Source organism: Ammoniphilus soli (genome assembly GCF_040813775.1).
In genome coordinates, this window is sequence record NZ_JBEGDL010000013.1 from 37,771 (window position 1) to 54,520 (window position 16,750).

General features: G+C 41.2%; 22 protein-coding genes and 1 riboswitch. Of the genes, 7 read left to right on the top strand and 15 right to left on the bottom strand.

Translation table 11 applies throughout. The annotated features are described in order from the left end of the window. Nucleotides 1-26 precede the first annotated feature (26 nt). The 5 genes from ABLT31_RS22380 to ABLT31_RS22400 form a co-directional block, all read right to left on the bottom strand. Entirely contained in the window at nt 27-299 is a 273-nt protein-coding gene (locus ABLT31_RS22380) for a DUF1507 family protein (protein WP_367755879.1), read from the bottom strand. An 87-nt stretch (nt 300-386) separates the two neighbouring features. Then, on the bottom strand, nt 387-1,544 hold the full coding sequence (locus tag ABLT31_RS22385) for an iron-containing alcohol dehydrogenase (protein WP_367755881.1): 1,158 nt from the start codon (nt 1,542-1,544) through the stop codon (nt 387-389). Between the two features lie 574 nt (nt 1,545-2,118). Next, the gene (locus ABLT31_RS22390) at nt 2,119-2,559 is read right to left on the bottom strand and encodes a hypothetical protein (RefSeq protein WP_367755883.1); all 441 of its coding nucleotides are present in this window, start codon (nt 2,557-2,559) and stop codon (nt 2,119-2,121) included. A gap of 367 nt (nt 2,560-2,926) precedes the next feature. Next, nucleotides 2,927-3,697: a lipase family protein gene (locus ABLT31_RS22395; RefSeq protein WP_367755885.1), complete on the bottom strand. Its 771-nt coding sequence runs from the start codon at nt 3,695-3,697 to the stop codon at nt 2,927-2,929. Between the two features lie 249 nt (nt 3,698-3,946). Beyond that, nucleotides 3,947-4,189: a hypothetical protein gene (locus ABLT31_RS22400; protein ID WP_367755887.1), complete on the bottom strand. Its 243-nt coding sequence runs from the start codon at nt 4,187-4,189 to the stop codon at nt 3,947-3,949. Nucleotides 4,190-4,466: 277 nt separating this feature from the next. Between ABLT31_RS22400 and ABLT31_RS22405 the strand changes: the two genes are divergently transcribed. From ABLT31_RS22405 to ABLT31_RS22420, 4 genes are all read left to right on the top strand, one after another. Beyond that, nucleotides 4,467-4,598 (top strand): hypothetical protein, encoded by a 132-nt coding sequence (locus ABLT31_RS22405; RefSeq protein ID WP_367755889.1) that lies wholly within the window; start codon nt 4,467-4,469, stop codon nt 4,596-4,598. Nucleotides 4,599-4,912: 314 nt separating this feature from the next. Next, entirely contained in the window at nt 4,913-5,071 is a 159-nt protein-coding gene (locus ABLT31_RS22410; protein WP_367755891.1) for a hypothetical protein, read from the top strand. A gap of 379 nt (nt 5,072-5,450) precedes the next feature. Next, nucleotides 5,451-6,740: a DUF3231 family protein gene (locus tag ABLT31_RS22415; protein ID WP_367755893.1), complete on the top strand. Its 1,290-nt coding sequence runs from the start codon at nt 5,451-5,453 to the stop codon at nt 6,738-6,740. A gap of 382 nt (nt 6,741-7,122) precedes the next feature. Next, a complete protein-coding gene (locus ABLT31_RS22420) occupies nt 7,123-7,347 on the top strand; it encodes a hypothetical protein (RefSeq protein ID WP_367755895.1) in 225 nt (74 codons plus the stop codon). Between the two features lie 31 nt (nt 7,348-7,378). On the opposite strand, the gene ABLT31_RS22425 is transcribed toward ABLT31_RS22420, so the two are convergent. Together ABLT31_RS22425 and ABLT31_RS22430 are read right to left on the bottom strand one after the other, a co-directional pair. Next, nucleotides 7,379-7,516, bottom strand: a complete 138-nt coding sequence (locus ABLT31_RS22425) for a PTS glucose transporter subunit IIA (RefSeq protein ID WP_367755897.1) — start codon at nt 7,514-7,516, stop codon at nt 7,379-7,381. A gap of 44 nt (nt 7,517-7,560) precedes the next feature. Beyond that, on the bottom strand, nt 7,561-7,773 hold the full coding sequence (locus ABLT31_RS22430; RefSeq protein WP_367755900.1) for a hypothetical protein: 213 nt from the start codon (nt 7,771-7,773) through the stop codon (nt 7,561-7,563). A 66-nt stretch (nt 7,774-7,839) separates the two neighbouring features. Between ABLT31_RS22430 and ABLT31_RS22435 the strand changes: the two genes are divergently transcribed. Next, on the top strand, nt 7,840-8,664 hold the full coding sequence (locus ABLT31_RS22435) for a hypothetical protein (RefSeq protein WP_367755902.1): 825 nt from the start codon (nt 7,840-7,842) through the stop codon (nt 8,662-8,664). An 81-nt stretch (nt 8,665-8,745) separates the two neighbouring features. On the opposite strand, the gene ABLT31_RS22440 is transcribed toward ABLT31_RS22435, so the two are convergent. The 5 genes from ABLT31_RS22440 to ABLT31_RS22460 all read right to left on the bottom strand — a co-directional run bounded on the left by ABLT31_RS22440 (nt 8,746) and on the right by ABLT31_RS22460 (nt 11,507). Continuing rightward, nucleotides 8,746-9,036 carry an MDR/zinc-dependent alcohol dehydrogenase-like family protein gene (locus ABLT31_RS22440; protein WP_367755904.1) on the bottom strand — a complete coding sequence of 97 codons (291 nt, stop codon included), beginning with the start codon at nt 9,034-9,036 and terminating at the stop codon, nt 8,746-8,748. Next, nucleotides 8,969-9,718, bottom strand: a complete 750-nt coding sequence (locus tag ABLT31_RS22445) for an alcohol dehydrogenase catalytic domain-containing protein (protein ID WP_367755906.1) — start codon at nt 9,716-9,718, stop codon at nt 8,969-8,971. Before ABLT31_RS22445 ends, ABLT31_RS22440 begins: the two co-directional genes overlap by 68 nt. A 107-nt stretch (nt 9,719-9,825) precedes the next feature. Then, nucleotides 9,826-10,287 carry a hypothetical protein gene (locus ABLT31_RS22450; protein ID WP_367755908.1) on the bottom strand — a complete coding sequence of 154 codons (462 nt, stop codon included), beginning with the start codon at nt 10,285-10,287 and terminating at the stop codon, nt 9,826-9,828. 179 nt (nt 10,288-10,466) lie between these two features. Beyond that, nucleotides 10,467-10,643 (bottom strand): hypothetical protein, encoded by a 177-nt coding sequence (locus ABLT31_RS22455; RefSeq protein ID WP_367755910.1) that lies wholly within the window; start codon nt 10,641-10,643, stop codon nt 10,467-10,469. A gap of 90 nt (nt 10,644-10,733) precedes the next feature. Continuing rightward, on the bottom strand, nt 10,734-11,507 hold the full coding sequence (locus tag ABLT31_RS22460; RefSeq protein ID WP_367755912.1) for a GT-D fold domain-containing protein: 774 nt from the start codon (nt 11,505-11,507) through the stop codon (nt 10,734-10,736). Nucleotides 11,508-11,700: 193 nt separating this feature from the next. Here ABLT31_RS22460 and ABLT31_RS22465 point away from each other — a divergent pair, with 193 nt between their 5' ends. Then, entirely contained in the window at nt 11,701-12,435 is a 735-nt protein-coding gene (locus ABLT31_RS22465) for a C40 family peptidase (protein WP_367755914.1), read from the top strand. A 330-nt stretch (nt 12,436-12,765) separates the two neighbouring features. On the opposite strand, the gene ABLT31_RS22470 is transcribed toward ABLT31_RS22465, so the two are convergent. Next, nucleotides 12,766-13,035, bottom strand: coding sequence for a hypothetical protein (locus tag ABLT31_RS22470; RefSeq protein ID WP_367755916.1), 270 nt, complete (start codon nt 13,033-13,035; stop codon nt 12,766-12,768). A 741-nt stretch (nt 13,036-13,776) separates the two neighbouring features. Here ABLT31_RS22470 and ABLT31_RS22475 point away from each other — a divergent pair. After that, the gene (locus ABLT31_RS22475; protein WP_367755918.1) at nt 13,777-14,067 is read left to right on the top strand and encodes a hypothetical protein; all 291 of its coding nucleotides are present in this window, start codon (nt 13,777-13,779) and stop codon (nt 14,065-14,067) included. A gap of 249 nt (nt 14,068-14,316) precedes the next feature. Here the strand turns inward: ABLT31_RS22475 and ABLT31_RS22480 are convergent, their stop codons facing one another. Both ABLT31_RS22480 and ABLT31_RS22485 read right to left on the bottom strand, forming a co-directional pair. Next, nucleotides 14,317-15,750 (bottom strand): NAD(P)/FAD-dependent oxidoreductase, encoded by a 1,434-nt coding sequence (locus tag ABLT31_RS22480; protein ID WP_367755920.1) that lies wholly within the window; start codon nt 15,748-15,750, stop codon nt 14,317-14,319. Between the two features lie 96 nt (nt 15,751-15,846). Next, nucleotides 15,847-15,946, bottom strand: a riboswitch (purine riboswitch). Between the two features lie 296 nt (nt 15,947-16,242). Next, a complete protein-coding gene (locus tag ABLT31_RS22485; protein WP_367755922.1) occupies nt 16,243-16,497 on the bottom strand; it encodes a hypothetical protein in 255 nt (84 codons plus the stop codon). Between the last annotated feature and the right edge of the window lie 253 nt (nt 16,498-16,750).

Sequence of the window (16,750 nt, forward strand, 5' to 3'; positions counted from 1 at the left end):
ACTGTCTTACTTCTGTATATCGTATTTTAAGACATGTTGAATGTCTCGTAACTTTTACTGATTGTGATTTCCAAGTTATTCATGATGGCCTTTCCTTCAGTAGGGCTTAATAGGTTCATACGAACTAAAAAATCAATCACGCGGGATAGGCCAAACAATTGCGTGTTCAGCAGATCCTCATACAGCGGATCATGCTGCTTCAAATGAGGATTCATTTTTTCCATTAAGATCATGATCCTATGAATATCATACTCCAATTGCTCGAGCACAGAATCTTGTATCTCCATCATTTTTTCCATCTTATTTCTCCCCAAATGATAGTTTTTGCTTTAATAAGCCAATTCCACTCGACTAAAAAGAAACGGTCTCCACCATCATCCAACCCATTAAAAAGCCGCGCGAATCATTGCTTGAACTTCATCAAGTGTTGCTTTTCTTGGGTTGGTAAAGGAGCAGGCATCCTTCATCGCATTTTCGGCTAATAGGGGAATATCTTCTTCCTTGGCGCCTAATTCGGCAAACCCTCTAGGAATATTGACATCGCGGGCCAAAGTAACGATCGCTTCAAGAGCTTTTTCCGCTGCGGCACGAGTCGATAATCCACTTGCATCCTCTCCCAGCGCAATGGCGATGTCCACGAAGCGCTCTGGCTTAGCAATCAGGTTAAACCTTTCCACATGAGGGAGCAGGATCGCATTGCACACCCCATGCGGCAGGTTATAGAATCCTCCGAATTGATGGGCAATCGCATGTACATATCCGAGGGATGCATTATTAAACGCCATTCCGGCTAATAGCTGGGCATAGGACATTTTGTCGCGGGCCACGATGTCTTCTCCGTTCGCTACGGCTGCGCGCAAATATTGGCTGACTAGACGGATGGCTTGTAGGGCACAAGCGTCTGTAATCGGAGTCGCAGCAGTCGATACATAAGCCTCTACGGCATGAGTCAGGGCATCCATGCCGGTTGCAGCAGTCAGAGCAGGCGGTTTTTTCACCGTCAACAAGGGGTCATTAATCGAAATGGCCGGAGTCACATGCTTATCCACAATCGCCATTTTTACCGAGCGTGAGGTATCTGTAATAATGCAAAAACGGGTCATTTCGCTTGCGGTTCCTGACGTCGTATTGATGGCAATCATGGGAATCATTGGTGTTTGGGAGCGATCTACCCCTTCGTACTCATGAATAGTCCCGCCATTTGCCGCCACAAGGCCGACTCCTTTTGCACAATCATGGGAGCTTCCTCCCCCTAAAGATACAATGGCATCGCAGCCTTCTGTCTGAAAAGCAGTCAACCCGGCTTCCACGTTCTTATCCGTTGGATTCGGCTCAGCTCCAGGGAAAATGGCTACTTCTACTCCTGCTTCCCGTATGTATCCTGCAATTTGATCAGCCACACCAAATTTATATAAGCCCGCATCGGTTACGATTAACGCTTTCTTTTTCCCTAATGACTTGATTCTTTCTCCTACTTGCTTGGCCGCTCCTACACCCATAAGATTGACACTTGGCATAAAAAATCCGAATACTTGCTCTTGCATACTTGAACAACTCCTTTACATTTTTATCGTTGTGAATGCGCTTTCTATTTATATACTATTGCAATAAGCGCGCCAACAATGGGATCTCAACCAATCCCTTCTATATTCAAGGAGTTGCCTATCATCCTTTAGCTATTGCTCCACTCTAGAACAGGTAATAATGTTCCGTCATGTAACACTGTCTCATTTACGACCGCCCTCCCGAGAAGAGTTTAGGTGGTGCCATTAAAATAGATGGAAAATCTCCACTTACCATAAAATTTTATACGATTTCATTAGAAATAGTTGGAAAATTGCCTACTAATCACCATAATCGCTCCGTTTTGGATCGTTTTATCGATGATAAGTGGACTTTTTCCAACTATCTTCTAAATATTTTTCTTCAGTTTTAAAATAAATGGAGTATTTCCCATTAAATCGTCTGCATGGACCAGCTTTTGTTTTGGGAAGCCATTTAAAACTCAATCCCGTGTAATTGAACATTTTGTAATACTTTCCCTAGCCAAATGACCGAAAATATCATCACGGATAAGGGGTCTAGGCTTAATAATATACTAGGAGGCTTTCATTAAAACTACATTTGCCTCATTTCGGATTCTTCCATGGGGTCATAGTCCTGCCAAGCGTCATCCAGCATCATTTCAATGTCTAATGAAGCACACTGGGCCTGCACAATAGGAGAAGTAAGACTTAGATAATTCATTAGATCGGTCATGCTTCGGATCAGCACAAAATCCGTCCGGTGGTGGTTGAAAGTCTGGAGAGCTAGATATTTATGAGGGATTTCCGGGTTTTTATCCTTATCTTCCTTTTCAAAAACAATAATTTCAAACCCCGCATCAATATGTCCGAGCTGCATCATATATCCGTCCTCTTCATTTCCAAAACCGTTCATAAACAATTCTTCCGCCCAATTCCCTTGCTCGCTCAACTTCCAATTCAACTCCAGGTCAGCATAAACACCTCCCAGACCATATTCATAAAAGACTGTTTTTTCATTAGTACGTTTTTGCATAATGCTGATCCTCCTTGTTATGTATGAGATATCCCTAATTTATTGAGACTGTATTGAATTTACCTCCCATTATTGTTAAAACGCCCCAAAACTGTTGTTATTATACCTAACGGTTTTAAAGATATACCTCATTTCCTATTGAATTGTTTAACAATTCTGTACAGTGTTTTGTCAACAAGTTTTACATTCTTGTGAAGAAAATGGGGCATCCCTCTTAAAAACAATAGAGTACAGAGAAACGTATAGTTTCTCTGTACTCTGATGAGGCTAGCACCTCTAAGCAGTGTAAATACATGCAGCACAGTAGGTGGTATTCAACCTTAATTAGCGGTGTCGTTGATTAGCTTAGCACCTCTTAGCCTTTGTCTTATCGTCGCTTTACGTGTTTCTTCTTCATACGGTTTTGAGATAAGGGGCAAAAATTTACCGGATTCTTGGTGCATAGCCTTCTGCAGAAGAGGGGATGAAAGCGGCAAACGGCATTAAAATAATGGGCCATTTCATGGTTTCTAAAGGGATTGGAGGTATTGAAAAAGATGGGGAATCGCTTCTGGACATGGGTGAAAAAAGGAGGAAGGTAGGGCACCAGGTCAAGGACATTAACGATTCGGGCACTCTGCTTGATGGCCCGATTATAGGCAGAGGCAAAGGTTTGATCCCCTGTGCGGGGAGAGGCGAAAGTATAGACAATGGGGTTGTTATATTTCGTATTGATGGCAATGTCCAATGCTGCCATTGTGGCTAAGGCGCCACCTAAACTGTGTCCGGTTATAAAAAGGGCCTTGCGGGAGGACAGCTTCTGCAGGATTTCCGCCAACCGAAACCTTATTCTTGAATAAATACTGAGAAAGCCACGTACAACCGATCCTCCGCTGGGGACAAATGGAAATTTGACGGGCAGAATATCAAGATCCATTAGATTGTCATAGATATTCTCCGTTCCTCTGAAAGCCACAATAATTTCCTTATCAGATTGGGCAATGTATCCTATCCTAGGGAAAAAACGTCCCCCGTTTAATGTATCCACAAGGGTAAAGCCATTTGGAAGGATAAATTGATCCGGATTTAGGAATTTTTGAATCGCTTGATAGGTCATTGCTGCAAGAAAAATACCGCGCTGGATCGAGAGCTGTTTCAATAATTGTAAAGCTCCTTTCTAGTAAGATTTATTGATCATCCCGACCGACAAGGTAAACCACTTAAATTTTGGTGGCAGGAGACGGGTTTTCAATACCCCTAAATTATCATTGGAGAATGAGGCAGGAAATTTGGACAGAGTAAGGCAATTAAGGGTGTTGCTCAACTTCCCTTAAATATTATATCGGTCTGTTATGCACCCGACCCTGCAAAATCTTTAAATGGTTGTATATCCTTGTATATCCGTCATCTAATGAGGAATATTTTCAATTACGACCACATAAGCGTTACAGGGGATGCTTTCTTTTGCTGAAAACTCAAATGGATAAGCAAATCTCCCGTTTTGCCCAATCAATTCTCTGATTAAATCCCCTCTTCGCATCCGAATCAGAATATAGCATAAGTGACAGTGGCGTTTATGAATCAGGCGGCTTCCTTCCGAACCTGACCGGTTCATGGATTTCGGTTGCGTAGAACCGATTGTCCACGCCACATGCATAAGACAGACCATGTATTCGCACCTTCGATGGGAATAACCTCGCTATACCACCATCTCCCCATCCATTTTTCTTACAACTGTATTCTCATATGAACCTTTTCCTATGCCACAAACAAATTTGTCTTTTCAAAATTGATTATCTTTCCTGACTTGCGGACATAACTGGAGTTATGGAGGGAATAGTAAGTACCGTTTGGAAGATGATCGAGGAAATGTAAGTTAATCGGACAAAAATAAGTGAAATTTGCCTAGGAGCATGTAAGGAGGGTATATGAGCAATATACTTATGTGTGAAGAGTGCGGGCACGAGCTTACATTCGTTGAGGAAATTCCAGATAAATTATGGCTTTATGAATGTAAAAACTGCAATGACGAATTCATGTTGACTGACCAAAAGGAATAAGCCTTCTACACAGTGGGTAGAAGGCTTTTATCATTCCAATAGGATACTTTTGAAAAAATCAATTCTCCATCATGTAGGAGCTAAAAAAGGGCGTTGCTTGATCTGTTTTTAATGGATTGAACCATGAACCCCCTCCCCTACTACTTTCTTATGCTTAACCGCTGCATCGAGCCATTGATCTTGTCGTATGTCTAGTTAACAAAGGTAAAATCCCCACTACCCATTTGTTTAGAGGGGATTCGTTTTGGTATATCTTCTTACTAAAGAGGTAATACCAAATAACAAATATAATTTTGAGGAGATTGCTAAATAAAATGGATATCCTATCTACTTACAATGAAGAGCTTGCGGAATATATAGAGTTCCACGCACGGTATGAGGAAGACATGCCTGTACATGTCAAAGAATTACTTTTACAGCGCATAGCCTTTTTAAAAGAGTTAACGGAAGATCTGAAGGAAGCTAATCTATGATAAAATCCCCACTGCCTTTGTGAGCATTGGGGGGATTTTTAATGTAAAAAAAATAAGCTTGCCTAAGCAAGCCCTAGTGTGTTGGATACAGGAGGAGATCAAAGACCTCTCAAGTTAGATTATAACGATTAATTATTAACAGACTATTATCTTTCTTTTTCCTAATAAATAAAAATCCCCAGCTTCGAACTGGAGAAATTGAACGAGATATTGATCGATAGTAGTATATGGATAACTCTGTCCAATTAGCCTGGTAAATCATACCACAAAAATATCCCCCAGCCGAACAGTACGAAGTTGTTCGGCTCCTTCTGACAGTATATTGCGAAGAATACTTCCACAATATAACTTTATAATAATGGTCTGTTGGAGGTCATTTATGGTTAACAGGACGATTACTACTTCTCAAATATCAAATATTTTCACACAATTTGCAAAGGAAACAAATAAGACTTCCCTTTCTGCTTCTGAGATATCGAACATATTATCACAAATAATGGAAGAAGCTAAAAACAACTCCCTTAACACTTCTGAAATATCTAATGTCCTAAACAACCTTATTGGTGAAGACAAGAAAAACACCCTTACTGCTATTGAGATATCCAGTATTCTAGGACAAATAATGGAAGAGAAAAAGGCGGCCTCCATTAGCGCTTCGATGAGTGGGACAAAGAAGAATACCTTTACTGCCGCGGAAGTGTCTAACCTTTGGACTCAGTACATGGGCGACAGTTTAAGCATTTGCGTCTACAAATATTTTCTTAACATTGTTGAGGATAAGGAAATTCAACCGTTTTTAGAATACGCTTTACAATTGGCACAGAGCCATATCGTTCAACTCACGGAATTTTTCAAGCAAGCCAATTTCCAAGTTCCCATTGGATTTACAGATAATGATGTAAATTTAAATGCACCACGATTATTTTCAGACCAATTTCTCATATTTTACACAGACATCATGACGATACACGGGTTAACGGCTTACAGTTTAGCCATTACGACATCTGATCGGGAAGATATTAAGGAATATTTTTTTGACTGTACCTCAAAAGCTTATGAATTGATTGCAAAAGTGTCTCGTTATATACAATCTAAAGGACTGTATTCAAATCCCCCTTCCGTTCCATCTCCAGAAAAGGTTGAGTTTGTTGAAAAAATGGGGATGATTACTGACTTGTTTGGAGACCGTAGACCACTTAACGCATCCGAAATTAATAGCCTTTTCTTTAATACCAGAAAGAACGCACTAAATAAGGCTCTGGCTTTGGCTTTTAGTCAGGTAGCTGAAACAGAGGAAGTACGCCATTTCATGTTGCATGTGGTTGAGAAAGCAGGGCAGGATATTGACAGTTTTATCTCTATACTGGAACAGGAACATCTGACAACCCCGCGAATATGGGATTCCGAAATCACTAACTCTACTGTCAGCCCGTTTTCGGATAAACTAATGATGATTCATCTTGCATTTCTAACGAGTGCAGCTCTTGCTTTTTATGGAACAGGACTGGCCTCATCGATGAGACCGGATGTAATTGTGGCTTACAATAAAATATTTGAAAACATTCATGAAGGCTCTAGGAAGATGTTTACGATCATGCTTAAGCATGGATGGTTAGAAAAACAACCTGAAGCGATTGACAGAAAATCTCTTGCTTTAGGTGAAAAGTAATGGGATGCCAAAGAAACTTGAGGGGTTTTCTAGAGTTATGCATTAAGACGTTTCATGGTAAAAGCATTTCTAATAAAGTAACTCAAACAAAATGAGACTGAACATAAACTACAGTCTCATTTATTCTTTTCTTTCTAGCATTATTACGCTCTTGGATGCCGGTTTGCTTAAACATTTTGGAATTAAACGATAATATAGTTCCTCTTTTATATACAAGAAAATAACAGTAGAAAAATAGATGGCCAAAGTATCCAGTAACGAATGTAGTCAATTAGTGTTACTTCATTGAACATTTTTTACCCTTTTTTGTTACCATTGATCCCTTTTACTACTGAAAACCCTTTCGAATTTGTTATAATAATAGTCAGAGGGGTGAAGACAGATGAGAAAACCAGTTTTTAACAATAAAGTAATTCCAGGTCTTTACAATGGGCAAAAATGTAATTGTCAGATTGAATTCGTCAACGGTGATTATGTAGTTTATAATAGTGGCGGTAATGGCTCAGCTATTTCCTCTTTAAGCGATAAACAAATGTTAGAGTTATTACTGACTGGTGAATTAACATACGGAAAACTTCAGTTGTATCTTGACTTTAAGTATTTTTAATCAATATAAACTGACCCTGAAAAACTCAGGGTCAAAAATGAAATTTTTTCTTTTCTTTAATGGCTAATCCATCCCCCATCAATTTTTGCAAAAAAATGGGATCCGGGACTTCTTCCAACTTCAACACCTTTCCGGATAAAGGTGACAGAACGGTAAACTTTCTGGACATCCCTATCTATGTCCCAAAACCGAATAGTTTTTTTAGCATCTTATTCATTCCTCCCCATTCGTTTCCAGATTATGATCCGCAGAAGAACTGACAGCGAAGCCTCCAAGATCCTCTACTTGCCGGCGAACTTGCTGCAGACGGTCCAGATTATTGGAAAAAACAAGCCATTTATAAATCTCAATCCCTTCCCTTGAAAGAACCTCGTCATAGCTACGCACTTCAATCCGCTCCTCCGTTGCCGCGATCAAGGCGAACATACAGACGGGTTCACCTTTCTATGCATAAAATAGAGCAACCCCTTGCGAATGGGAGGAAGGTATACGATGTATGTGGTTGGTTTTTATTCCCCGCGGCCAAAAAGCGGGGTTACGGAGATGGCGCTGTCCGTAACCCGTTATTTGAGAGAGGAAAAAAAATTATCGGTAGCATTCGTTTCGAATGGGGTCCTTCAAAACGAGCCTTTGACGGATGAAACCATCGACCGATTTGCTGTCTTGCCTACCAGGAAGCAAAAGCAAATTATGAAGAAGCTCAAACGCGTACATGATTTGGTGATCTATGATGTCTCCACCGCAGATTTCACCGATCAGGTGCTAGAGCTGCTGCCTCTAGCGGACCGTATTTTCGTGCTCAAAGATGACGATATGCGATTTCAAGAGCTCCTATACTCGATCTTGACTTTCAATAAGCAATTCAATACCAAAACAAAAGATATGGTCAACCATATCCACAATGATGGCTATTATTTGCTGCCGAAAGAAGAGCGGATCGGCTTTACGAGTCCTTCGGACCGAAATGTGAAAATGACAGGAGAAATTATTTATCGGCACTATCAAATTTATAAACTCCATGTTTACTACGTTACTCGCTATAATGAGATCAAAAAAAAGCTGCTAAACCTTCGCCCAGACGGTTCGATTTTCCAATTAGCTCATGAAAATGGAATGGACTTTCAGAAGGCCCTTCTACTTGAGGTTTTTGTCGCCCTAAGACAAATCAATAAGCAGCCGTATCCCCATATCATAGAAGATTTATTTCCTCTTTTTATTCACGAAGATTTCCCGTCCCTGCTGCAACAATTTGAACAGGAAAGGACTCTAACGGGGTTGCGGATGAATTGGATTAATCAAAAAAAGGATGAACGGTGACCTGTAAGGATGGACACTAGAAACGTGGCCTCCTTTCGGGTCATTTGTGTTATAGTCATGGTTATCCTGAAAATCGCAAGTTTAAGGCATCAAGACGACTTTGATACACCTATCCTTCTTATGGGCAAACATCCGAAAACCTTTCTCCCCCTCCTCAAGCGTGAACCGATGGGTAATCACATCCTTCGCCTTAAGCTTCTTCTCCCTCAGCAATCGGTACAAATCGGGAATCAGGTGGGTCGCCGGGTTTAACCCCATCTTTAGCGTGATATTGCGCATAAAAAGAGCCCCGAGGGGAAAGCGCTTATAACGAGCCCCGTAAATTCCCGTAAGCTGGATGGTTTCCCCTGGGCGAACAACCTGGGAAGCCATCTCGATCGCTCCCATCGCTCCCCCTTGAAGCATTAAGACTGTTTCTACCAGTTCGAGTGGCGTAAACATGCCATTCATGCCAACGCAGTCTATCAACCGCTTCTGCCCCGCCGCCTGTTTTCTCTTTTAAGAGTTGACTAAGATGATTGACTCTTTGAAAATTAAACGTTTCGACCCGGTTGGTTCGCTCAGCATGTTCCAGCCTATTATCGATGTGATCGATTGCGATCACTCTTTCCGCCCCGTGAAGCCATGCCATCTTTTGCACGAGCAATCCCACCGGTCCACTGCCAAGCACAATGACCGTATCTCCCGCTTTCACTCCTGCGTTAACGACGCTCCAATAGGCGGTAGGGAGGGCATCCGTGAGCAGCAGAAGCACATCATCTTCGATCTCATTGTCACCCGGTACCCGGAAGGAGGTGAAATTGGCAAAAGGAACCCGCAGCCACTCCGCTTGTCCTCCTTCATAGTCCCCATACAGCCTGGAAGATCCAAAAACTGAACCGATTTCTCCTTCCGGATTGGAAAAGTCACATTGGCATGCCAGTCCTTTCTGACAAAAACGGCATTTGCCGCAGGCAATGCAATTCGGGATGACCACCTTATCGCCCTTTTTTAAGCGATGAACTCCGGGTCCTGCTTCTTCCACAATGCCCACGGTTTCGTGCCCCAAAAACATAAATAGATCAGGATTTTGGTTGTTGAGCCGGAAAAACTCCGCTTATTTTTCATTTTTTAGCCTAAACGGAGAAACAGTCGGAAACATCGGACCCTTGGAAATTCAATCTATTTCAACCCAAACTGATCTTTATTAACAAGTTGGTTACCCTGAAACATGAGGTATGCCTTGGCGCCAGGATCCCCTTCTCCTTCATACTGGTACATTACAGTATGTAACCGTTCTCCAGGGCTTCCACTTTCAGACATAGCCTCACCAAGCCCTCCAATAATCGCTTTAGCTTCTTCGTATGTCATCTTCATTTTTAATTGATCGAACTCCGCTTTATTCATGGACGTTTTGTGAGAAGGCAGTTCTTCTTTGTTGTGTTCTGATTTTGGCTGTGCAGTTACCAGATGATGGGCCAACGCTTTTTTAGTGGTTAAGGGTAGAGTGCTTGATTTCTGTGTAGACTGGTTAGGTTGATCTTCTCCACCACTCATATTCACAATAATAATAATTCCGATTAGCCAGACCCACCTTTTTTTGTATTTTGGCTTAGGCTTTTTCAATTCTATGATCTCGGACATACCAGTACCCTCCAAATATTATATGTACAGGTTACTATCACAATATTCCAATGATAACTTCCTGATTACTCTAATTTACAACTAAAAAAATCCCCGATTCTCCTGTGAGAAACTGGGGATTTCAGCCCTTTAGAACCTACTCCTTAACCATTTGTACTTGTGCCACCTACGAGAGTCTCCTATTCAATGATAATCTTGGCTACAATATCGCGCAGGATCTTATTCGCTTCTTTATATGCCTTAAGTTTATCTGTTATATCTACAGCTAAAAGAACATCACGTAATAATTGTTTCGCTTTTTCTTCTGGCATTTTATCAATGAATTGTAAGACCTTTTCAAGTGTGTCTTGATTCATCATACCACCTCCCCCGGTTCATCACCCTACAGCCTATTCCGTTTTGGTAGAGAATAGTGCCAATGAAAGTAATAAATGATTATTTCCTCCTCATGGACAAATTTCTAGTTTCCTATGGGCGAGCTTGCGCATCCACCGAACCTTAAATTTCTTGCGATCATGATGCTGATTCCACTCGTTCGGATTTGCTAACGCATCCATCATATGCCCAATTTCAAATGATGTTTTATTCAAACGCTTCGTCAGGTCAACGCACAAGATTCTGCCCGGAACACTAGCGCCGACAAGGGCGAGATCCCACTGGTTTTTTGTCCGCTCCAGCTGAGCAAACGCTTGGGGAAGACGATCATAATGACCGAGACTTACAACGACAGAGACAGGTAAATTCATTTTTTTCAGCTGTTGGGCAGCCGCTTCAGCCGAACGTCCTACAAGAGCGACCCGAGAGCTGCGAAGCAAATGATGAAGATAGCCTTGGTCATACATCAGGTCATTAATAAACGAGTCGGTAATAAAACGCGGGATCCATCCCGTCGTCTTCATAAATTTTTGCAATTGCCTGGCCCTTATGGGAAAATAAGTCACTCCGACCACGGTAGCCTGGCGTACAGAACGGCTCAGGTCTTGCAGCAATTGGGGGCTAGGCGGATAGGAGATTCCCAAGAAGGGTGATTCCCTCTTTAGGCTAGACAATTCCTCTTTCGCTAATAATTTAGCCATCTTGTCTCCTAAACGGATAATAGAAATTCCTTTTCTTTTTTTCACCGACCATTGAAGCAATCGAAAAATATGATGAGGCTGGAGCAATTGGCGCCCATACGCTTTTTTCATCAGAATCTCTCTGCTTCTTGGATCTAGGATCATGGTCTCTCACCACCAATAAGATTTGCATAGTAACATTCTAGTTTTTTCTTGTAAGGATGTGACCCCAACTTTCATCCATGTGAACCCACGAATGCGCGTTGTTTTTTATTGATTTATGGAATAAATGGGAGTATTTCGTCCTCACCGGTGGGAAAATATGAAAAATGAATCCACGCGAAAAGGATGAGAAATCTTGAAAAGGTTGGGAATAGTCTTTCTACTATTTGTCCTTATGGCAGGTTGCGGTATAAATGATCAAGGTTTTCAAGCTAATCATGAGAAAACGAGAAGGATGGATGAGGTTGTAACGAATGATTTAGGAACCAATCCTGACATACTTGAGGATGATCGATTAGTTAGGATTGGGGATTTAGGGGTAGAAAATGAGTTTCAGCACAAGGCATCGATCAATAATACAGAAATAATGGAATCCCGAGTTCCTCCACAAGCTGCGGTAAATCCGGCTATCCAGCCTCTGCCAGGCGGCTATGTGGAAAATGTGATATCCATGGGAGTGTTATTTTTAGGGACTCCTTATGAGTATGGTTCGGATCGGGATACACCCACTACTTTCGATTGCTCTGATTTTACGCGCTGGGCCTACTTGGCTGCATTAGGACTAGATCTTCCTAGTGATTCAAGGAGCCAAGCCGAATACATTGATGTCTATTCCCCCCGGAAAGTATGGAGCCTTTACGACGCCAAAAGAGGAGACTTGTTATTTTTCATGTCCTACAGAGGGCCTAGAGAAGAAAACTATGCTGGGATTAACAAAGCAGACCAAAGGATTACTCATTGTGGGATCTACTTGGGAGATGGAAAAATCCTGCATACAATGAGTGAAAAAACCGGTGGGGTTCGTATTGATGATGTTTTTGACAGACATTTGGAGTGGAGATTTATCAAAGGGGGCAGCGTTCTGCCTTAAGCAAAATCCAGGCGGGAGTCCTTACACCTAAGTGTTCCCGCTTAGGCTTTTTTCTTTTTTCACTCTTACTTCATTAAAAACCTATTTTTCCTTGCATAACGACTGTCGAAGGGGAGCGGGGCACCCGTATTCAAATATATAATATTTTAATTGACGAAGATCACAGCGATTAGGTGTTTAGCTGTATAAAAAAAGCGACTCAAATTCGGTTCCTGAATTTTAGAGTCGTCTTTTTCTCATTGGGTTTATGTTATCTTTTTGCAACGCGGTAGTTATAAAAGAAATAACCCTCCGATTTACTGGGGGCTATTTCTTTTATGACAAAACAGTTTATGTTTTGGTTTCTTTAAAATCATGATTCAGAAATTGCATTTTTACTGTTGGGTGGCTTTGTAATTCAAGCCCTTCTTGTTGTATTTGACTCGTAGTAGCCTTATCATTAGGTTTCCTAAGTAATACCTCCCAACCACCGCCAATAAGTGATACATAATAATACCTGTATACTCTTTTGTTTTTGGAAGCCCGTATAATGACCTGACTATCCCAACTTGTTGTATCAATAGTTCTTACATTAACGATCTCCACATTTGCAAAACCCATTTCATAACCTCCGGTTTTCTGTATTTCATTTCTTCTACCTTTATGATTGGACTAAAACCAATAATTTAATCAGTTTTCTTAAATTTTAAAATTATGTTACAAATTTAGAAAACCGGTTCCCCATCACACCCTATCAAGTCAACCCATATATTTAACATAGGACATAAGTGCTTGCCTCACGGGTGGTAGAATGCTAAGTGATGGAATTTATGGGATCTTAATCCATTGTTAAACCAAAATAATTCTGTCGCATACACTATGATGAGGTGAGCCGTTTGAATAAAAAATACGCAATAGGTCAAAGAGTAATTCTATATCGTATGCATGGACTGAAAAATGCACCAGCTACTGTACAGGAGGTATACGAAGATCACCTTATTGTCCGAACTCATAACGGTCAGTATGTAAAAATTAAGGATTGTGATATTATGGGAACCGCTAAATAAGCGGTTTTTATTGTTCACTACTACTGAGTGAAGCATTAAACACAATTAACTTGTTGATTAATTTACTCACAAATTTTATAGTGCGTTTGTTAACTAAATAGCATTCGGATGAACCACACATGAGAAGGTTCAGTAACAAAATCTGGGGACTATTGCTTGACATAATCAACCAAACAAAAATCCAAACCATTCTGGTTTGGATGCTTATACCATGGAGTAGGAGACCAAATCCGACATAATTAGTTTTATATCAAACTATTCCTTCGTTTGCCGATAGTGTGGGAAACCTCATAAATTGTTACTGAACTTAAAAATCTTTAACACTGTAGAAGGATTGATTCGCGAAGCCATGAAGCTTGGAGTTACCCATGCAGGTGGACTAGACCCAAGCTTGGTTGACGAGAATATGGAAAAATCTTTTGATATTCACCTTCATGAGGGACCACCAACGGGCTTTGTCTGCCATCCGCGAGATAGCCGATCTAACCGAACAAACCAAGCTAAAGGGCAAAGTGACGATCAGCCACGCGCTGGCGCTTTTTTATCCGGCACTCCTGAAGCATGGCGTAAAAATATTACTTGGTAATGACAGTATCTTTGATCACTAAACTTCCAGGATAATCTCTAAGTTAAGATCTTGTCTTTCTCCTGTTTTTTCATCATTTCATAGCAGATAAAGGTTTATATAGGCTATAAAGCTAAAAACCAGAATGAATTCCCCATTCTGGTTTCATCATTGTTTTCAGTTGTGAGAATGGTTGAGAAAGGGAAACGAATTGATCTATAAAAAAACCAACTGTATTGACAGTTGGTTTTCTACGTGTTGCCCTTTTCATTAAACACAACGTTTGATGATATTTCTGGCAATCCAAATTCCCGCTGCGCCGGCTTGGGCCAATCCTCTCGTGATTCCTGCACCGTCACCGCCGCAGAACAAACCTTTGATTTCTGTTTCAAATTCTTCGGTTAGTTTCGGACGTGCTGAGTAAAACTTGGCCTCCACACCATAGAACAAGGTATGCTCGGATGCGATCCCCGGTGTGACTTTATCTAAAGCCTCCACCATTTCAATCAGGCTCTTCATCGTGTTATACGGGAGGACCAAGCCAAGATCTCCAGGCACCGCTTCTTTTAGGGTAGGCTCGAGGAATCCTTCTTTGATCCGGCTTACCGTCGAACGTCTTCCGCGAATGATGTCTCCAAATTTTTGTACGATCACGCCGCCATTCGAAAGATCATTGGCTCGCTTGCAAATTTCTCGCGCGTATTCGTTTGGCTTGTCAAATGGATCGGTAAAGGTGTGTGAAACAAGCAAAGCGAAGTTGGTATTTGTTGAACCCAGCGCTGGATCTTTGTAGGAATGGCCGTTGGCAGCCATAATTCCACTGTGATTCTCCACCACAACATGTCCGGAAGGATTGCTGCAGAAGGTTCTTACCCGTGTACCTACGGAAGTATTGAATATAAATTTGCCCTCATACAGATGTTCATTGATTTCTCTCATGACCACATCGGACGTTTCCACGCGGACCCCTACATCCACTTGGTTGTTGTACATTTTCAGCTTTCTCTTTTTCAGAACATCCGTTAACCATGCGGATCCATCTCGACCCGGTACAATTACCACATGATCGCTTGAATACACGTCCCCGTTTTTCAGCTGGACCCCTTTGACAATATGTTGATCATTATCCTTTACGGTAATAATATCTTCCACTTCGGTTTTATACATCATATCAATCCGCTGTTTCAGATATTCATAGATGGACGTCAAGATTTCGAGGTTTTGCTCGGTTCCCAAGTGCCTTACTTGGGCTCTTAATAGCTTCAAGCCTGCAGCATATCCACGCTGTTCAATATTTTTGATCGTTTCCGTAGTGGGATCGGTAATCGATTCCGTGGCCCCGTGATTCAGGTTAATTTGATCGACATCCTTAATTAATTCCAGAACTTTAGAGGGAGGAAGATAATCGGTCATCCAGCCTCCAAACTCTGTTGTAATATTGAATTTCCCATCGCTATAGGCCCCTGCTCCACCAAATCCGCTTGTAATGGAACAGGCTGGAAGACATCCCGCGTAATCCTTTTTGCCGGCAGGCGGAGGACAGAGCTTAATCTTCTCTTCCAGAATCGGACAGCGTCTGGAGTAAATATCATGTCCCTTATCTATTAACAGAACTTTAAGATGAGGCGCCTTCAGTGTTACCTCATACGAAGCAAAAATACCAGCAGGTCCCCCACCAACGATAATTACATCATATCTATTCATTTGATTGATCCTCCTATGGTTTCAATGGTCTCATTCAACTCTCTGAACTGGGCTTATCTATGCCTGGGGCAAATAAAAAATCCTAACTCGAAAGGGTATAAAAAATACCCCATTCGTAGTTAGGAATTTCAGGTTCCTTGTAGAGACCCTCAAACCATATTTTTGAGGATATACGAACAGTTCTCAACAATTTATTCATTTCATGCCAATAGAATAATAATCGAAAACCGTTCATTATGTCAAGATCACATAGAAATATATTGTCTTTTTTTATGGAAATCCGTAATAAGAAAGATATCAAATGAGATAAGGATCTGAAAACCCGAACATTAACTTTAACAATGCTCTAGGGTTAATTTTCCTCGCTTCCTATCGGAAGTTACATCGCCTCGTCTTCAACAAACTGCTTAAATTTTCTAAATAAAAGTTAACCCGCTTGCAATAACAAGGCAAAAATAGGCTAGAAATCCCCACTTAAATGGATTCTAACCCTTACCGACCGACACGCTTTTGCCGCAGCTTTTGTTGTCTGAAAACCGATCTATGCCCGTTTGCTGCCGGTACATATTCTACTAACGTTTTTAGAATGATTACCGCCCCTTTTAATGCACCAATGCCGTAAGTTCTTCTTCGTATTCCACCCGTTCTAAGAGTTCCGTCTTGTATTGATGAAGAAAGAACCCCTTTGTGCCGTTTGAAAAAACAGAAACCATCGTTAGGGTGCATACTCGCTCCCGCTACTATCATTCCGCCGTATGGACGGCTACCCTAACGAATTACCCCTTCTATTTATCTTCGCCTTCATCCGTTTGGATTTTCTTATATTGACTGATGCCTTATCGTTGCCATCCCCGTATAGATTGTTACTTTCTTAAAACTCTTCTGATACGAAACCGAAACACAAAAAGCCAATCCCTTCAAGGATTTAGGGATTGGCTTTTTTCATCTTAAACAAGAGTCTCCTAATATAAGTTATTTTGAAAATTTAAACTTGTTATTG

Excerpts from the sequence above, each read along its gene's own strand:
- ABLT31_RS22485 (WP_367755922.1), bottom strand. The coding sequence starts at position 16,497 with ATGATAGTAGCGGGAGCGAGTATGCACCCTAACGATGGTTTCTGTTTT.
- ABLT31_RS22480 (WP_367755920.1), bottom strand. The coding sequence starts at position 15,750 with ATGAATAGATATGATGTAATTATCGTTGGTGGGGGACCTGCTGGTATT.
- ABLT31_RS22445 (WP_367755906.1), bottom strand. The coding sequence starts at position 9,718 with ATGTTTTTGGGGCACGAAACCGTGGGCATTGTGGAAGAAGCAGGACCC.
- ABLT31_RS22460 (WP_367755912.1), bottom strand. The coding sequence starts at position 11,507 with ATGATCCTAGATCCAAGAAGCAGAGAGATTCTGATGAAAAAAGCGTAT.
- ABLT31_RS22420 (WP_367755895.1), top strand. The coding sequence starts at position 7,123 with ATGAGAAAACCAGTTTTTAACAATAAAGTAATTCCAGGTCTTTACAAT.
- ABLT31_RS22380 (WP_367755879.1), bottom strand. The coding sequence starts at position 299 with ATGGAAAAAATGATGGAGATACAAGATTCTGTGCTCGAGCAATTGGAG.
- ABLT31_RS22385 (WP_367755881.1), bottom strand. The coding sequence starts at position 1,544 with ATGCAAGAGCAAGTATTCGGATTTTTTATGCCAAGTGTCAATCTTATG.
- ABLT31_RS22450 (WP_367755908.1), bottom strand. The coding sequence starts at position 10,287 with ATGTCCGAGATCATAGAATTGAAAAAGCCTAAGCCAAAATACAAAAAA.
- ABLT31_RS22455 (WP_367755910.1), bottom strand. The coding sequence starts at position 10,643 with ATGAATCAAGACACACTTGAAAAGGTCTTACAATTCATTGATAAAATG.
- ABLT31_RS22415 (WP_367755893.1), top strand. The coding sequence starts at position 5,451 with ATGGTTAACAGGACGATTACTACTTCTCAAATATCAAATATTTTCACA.
- ABLT31_RS22430 (WP_367755900.1), bottom strand. The coding sequence starts at position 7,773 with ATGTTCGCCTTGATCGCGGCAACGGAGGAGCGGATTGAAGTGCGTAGC.
- ABLT31_RS22470 (WP_367755916.1), bottom strand. The coding sequence starts at position 13,035 with ATGGGTTTTGCAAATGTGGAGATCGTTAATGTAAGAACTATTGATACA.
- ABLT31_RS22435 (WP_367755902.1), top strand. The coding sequence starts at position 7,840 with ATGTATGTGGTTGGTTTTTATTCCCCGCGGCCAAAAAGCGGGGTTACG.
- ABLT31_RS22405 (WP_367755889.1), top strand. The coding sequence starts at position 4,467 with ATGAGCAATATACTTATGTGTGAAGAGTGCGGGCACGAGCTTACATTC.
- ABLT31_RS22410 (WP_367755891.1), top strand. The coding sequence starts at position 4,913 with ATGGATATCCTATCTACTTACAATGAAGAGCTTGCGGAATATATAGAG.
- ABLT31_RS22425 (WP_367755897.1), bottom strand. The coding sequence starts at position 7,516 with ATGTCCAGAAAGTTTACCGTTCTGTCACCTTTATCCGGAAAGGTGTTG.
- ABLT31_RS22390 (WP_367755883.1), bottom strand. The coding sequence starts at position 2,559 with ATGCAAAAACGTACTAATGAAAAAACAGTCTTTTATGAATATGGTCTG.
- ABLT31_RS22440 (WP_367755904.1), bottom strand. The coding sequence starts at position 9,036 with ATGGCTTCCCAGGTTGTTCGCCCAGGGGAAACCATCCAGCTTACGGGA.